We start from the raw sequence: 3,053 nt of genomic DNA, 5'->3' as shown, positions 1-3,053 counted from the left end.
CCCTCGAGCTCCGCCTGCTCGCGCTGCTCTGCTACGCTCGCCTGCAACTGGAGCGCGTGCATCCCGCCGCGCCCGAGTACATTCGCCGCGTGGCCGGCAACTACGGCTCGCTCGCCGACCGCGCCTCCAGCGTCGCCTCGCTGCTCGAGCCCACCAGCGGCATGCGCTGCGCCCGCGCGCTCGCCGCGCGCTGACCCTGCCCCGCCCCGGCCGTTAGCCCCTGTCCGATAGTCACCGTGCGCCCTGTCACATCCGGTGACGCGCGGCATCTTTCGCAGCAGAAGCACGCCACCGTCTGACGTCCGGCCCTTGCAGCGGCCGGGCGCGAATCGAAAAAGGAGCGTTTCATGCGAGGGATACGTGTGTCTCAAGTCATCGGGCTCGTGCTGGCCACCATCGTGGCAGTCGGTTGCGGCGGCGGAGGCAACACGGCCGCCGTGAACAATCCACCTCCCGCCACCCAGAGCGCCATGGCGCAGATCAAGTTCGGTGACGCCCCGGCGGACAGTATCGTCGCTTTCGAGCTCACGGTGAATTCCGTGGTGCTGCACAGCTCCGCGGGCGACGTCAGCGTGCTCGCCTCCCCCACCCGCATCGAGCTCATCCACAACGCCGGCAACTTCGAGCCGCTCGCGCTGCGCAACATCCCCGCCGGCGCCTACACCGGCGCCACCATCACCGTCGCCGACCCCGAGGTGAAAGTCATCGGTTCGACCGGGCAGCCGGTCGAGCTCGCCGCCACGCTCGCCTCCAACACCGCGAACGTGACCTTCAGTCCGGCCATCACCGTCGCGAGTTCTCCGCTGGTCATCAACTTCGACCTCAACGTCGCCGCTTCGGTCGCCATCTCCGGCAACACCGCCACCGTCACGCCGACCTTCACGGCGAGCTCCAACCCGGTCGCGCAGAACGAGAACGAGCAAGAGGTCGAAGACGGCGAGGTCGAGGTCACGGGCGCAGTCGCCTCCGCCGGCGGCAACAGCTTTTCCATCAACGTCGACCAGGCGTCGCAGTCCCTCACGTTCACCACCGACTCTTCCACTCAATTCGAGTCACCGCTGACCGGCGTCGGGTCGCTCACCGTCGAGATGATCGTGGAAGTCCACGCGGTCACGCAGAGCGACGGTTCGCTGCTCGCGCGCAAGGTCGAGGCCGAGGTCGAAGGGGCCGACGGCCTCGAAGTGGAGGGGTTGGTGGTGAGCACCACCGGCTCCCCGGTCACGCAGTTCGTGATGGTCGTGCAGGACGAAACGACTCCCAGTTCGTCCGCTCCCGCCATCGGCGCGAACGTCACCGTCAACCTGGATGGCAACACGCGCTTCCGCCTGCGCTCCGACAAGGTGGACCTCAGCAACCTGCCCTTCACGCCCACGTTCGACGCCTCGACCCTCAGCGTGGCGCAGCGCGTGGAGGTCGACACCGACACCTCGGCGGCCTCCACCATCACCGCCGACAAGGTGAAGCTCCAGGAGCAGGCGCTCACCGGCGTCGTCTCCGGCTACACGCCCAACGGCTCGCAAGCCTCGTTCACCCTTACCGTGGCTTCCGATTCCGCGTTCGCGCGGCTCACCGGGCTGACCACGCTCACCGTCTTCCAGCAACCGAGCACCCGTCTGAAGAACCTGAGCGCCGTCTCGAACGGCGCCACCGTTCGCGTCCGCGGCCTGCTCTTCTCCAACAGCGGCTTCAAGCTGGTGGCGGAGCGCATCGGGACGCCGTGATCGTTCCCCAGTGCATCTCTCCCCAGGGTCGCGCTCCCGCGCGGCCCTCTTTTTTGCTTAACGCTTCGCGGCAGGAGCGCGCCGGCAGCTCTCCTGCGCCAGCGCGTCGTAGTAGTTGGTGATGAAGCTCCGGAGGATCTCTTCCGCTTGGAACGGCCACGGCGCCTGCTGCAGCGGCTTGCCGAGGAACTCCGCCGAGGTCGAGATGATGGTGCCGCCGCCCTCGGCGTCGGCCAGGTCGGTGGACTGCTGCACCGTGACGCCCACGCCGTGGTTGATCCACGTGATACGCGTGCCCGGCTCCACGCCCGTTACCAGCATGTAGGCGTCGAAGGTGAACGGCAGCGGCCCGATCTTCGCGCGGTGCTCGAACACGAAGCGGCTGCCCACCTGCCACGGCTCGCCCTGCTTCCAGTACACGTTGCCGTAGAGCCCGCGGATGCGCTCCCAATCCGGCCAGCTCTGCCAGTCCGTCAGCGTCGCCCACACCACATCGCGCGGGCAGTCGGCCGCGACCGAGTACTCCACCGAGCCCGCCATGCCGGTGAGCTTGTCGCGGAAGCTGGCGGTGTTGGTGTCTTCCAGCCGCAGCTTCTCGCGCATCTGTCCGCGCGCGCGATGCAGCCGCGTCCGCACCACCTCGCCGGTCACGTTGAGCGCCCTGGCCGTCTCTTCCACGCTGAGCTGCTCGATCTCGCGCAGGATGAAGACCTCGCGGAACGGCTCGCTCAGCGTCCCGAGCGCCTCGGTGATGGCGCGCCGCGTCTCCTTGCGCTGCAGGACTTCGTGCGGCAGCTCGCGCTGGTCGCGCGGCTCGGCCGGCGCCGGCGCGTCTTCGTCGGGGCTCTCCTGCTCGATCGGCTCGGTCGGCCGCCGCTTCGCGCTCCGCAGCCGCATGCGCGCCTCGTTCATCGCGATCTGCAGCAGCCACGCCTTGAAGGTCACCCCGGCGCGCAGCTCGCCCAAATGTACGAAGGCCTTCAGGATGGCGTCCTGCGTGGCCTCTTCGGCGTCCGCGGAGTCGTGCAGCACGGCGTACGCCGTGCCATAGACCGACCGACGGTAGGGCTGGATGAGCTCGGTGAACAGCGCCGACTCCCCCGCCACGATGCGCTCGATCAGCCGCGCATCCCGCTCGTTCGCAGTCGCGGGCTCCGTTGCCGGTGCTGGCGCCTGGCTGTCCATAAGGGTGTTGTGTCCGTGGATGTTATGCCAATCGCTGCCTCTCAGGCTAATGGCGCTAAGGCCCCGGTCCCGGAGGGCGGTGGTGCGGTGCCGGAGCAGGCGCCACTTGCCCGCGCGCGGCTCACTGCGCGACCAATTCGAAGATCG

The 3,053-nt window shown here is 68.5% G+C and carries 3 protein-coding genes; 2 read left to right on the top strand and 1 reads right to left on the bottom strand.

Annotated features, from left to right (window positions below; translation table 11 throughout):
- Positions 1–194: hypothetical protein (locus tag VLA96_06020; GenBank protein ID HSE48748.1), on the top strand; the 194-nt coding region annotated here is incomplete at its 5' end.
- A gap of 153 nt (positions 195–347) precedes the next feature.
- Positions 348–1,721, top strand: a complete 1,374-nt coding sequence (locus tag VLA96_06015) for a DUF5666 domain-containing protein (protein ID HSE48747.1) — start codon at positions 348–350, stop codon at positions 1,719–1,721.
- A 57-nt stretch (positions 1,722–1,778) separates the two neighbouring features.
- On the opposite strand, the gene VLA96_06010 is transcribed toward VLA96_06015, so the two are convergent.
- Positions 1,779–2,906: a sigma-70 family RNA polymerase sigma factor gene (locus tag VLA96_06010; protein ID HSE48746.1), complete on the bottom strand. Its 1,128-nt coding sequence runs from the start codon at positions 2,904–2,906 to the stop codon at positions 1,779–1,781.
- Positions 2,907–3,053 lie beyond the last annotated feature (147 nt).

Source organism: Terriglobales bacterium (assembly GCA_035457425.1).
Classification (GTDB): Bacteria; Acidobacteriota; Terriglobia; order Terriglobales; family Acidobacteriaceae; genus JACPNR01.
The sequence above is the reverse complement of the archived record's forward strand: the minus strand, read 5'-3'. Positions and strand labels throughout refer to the sequence as shown.

Bases quoted from the DNA above. Each gene is read 5' to 3' on its own strand.
- VLA96_06015 (HSE48747.1), top strand. From the start codon at position 348: ATGCGAGGGATACGTGTGTCTCAAGTCATCGGGCTCGTGCTGGCCACC.
- VLA96_06010 (HSE48746.1), bottom strand. From the start codon at position 2,906: ATGGACAGCCAGGCGCCAGCACCGGCAACGGAGCCCGCGACTGCGAAC.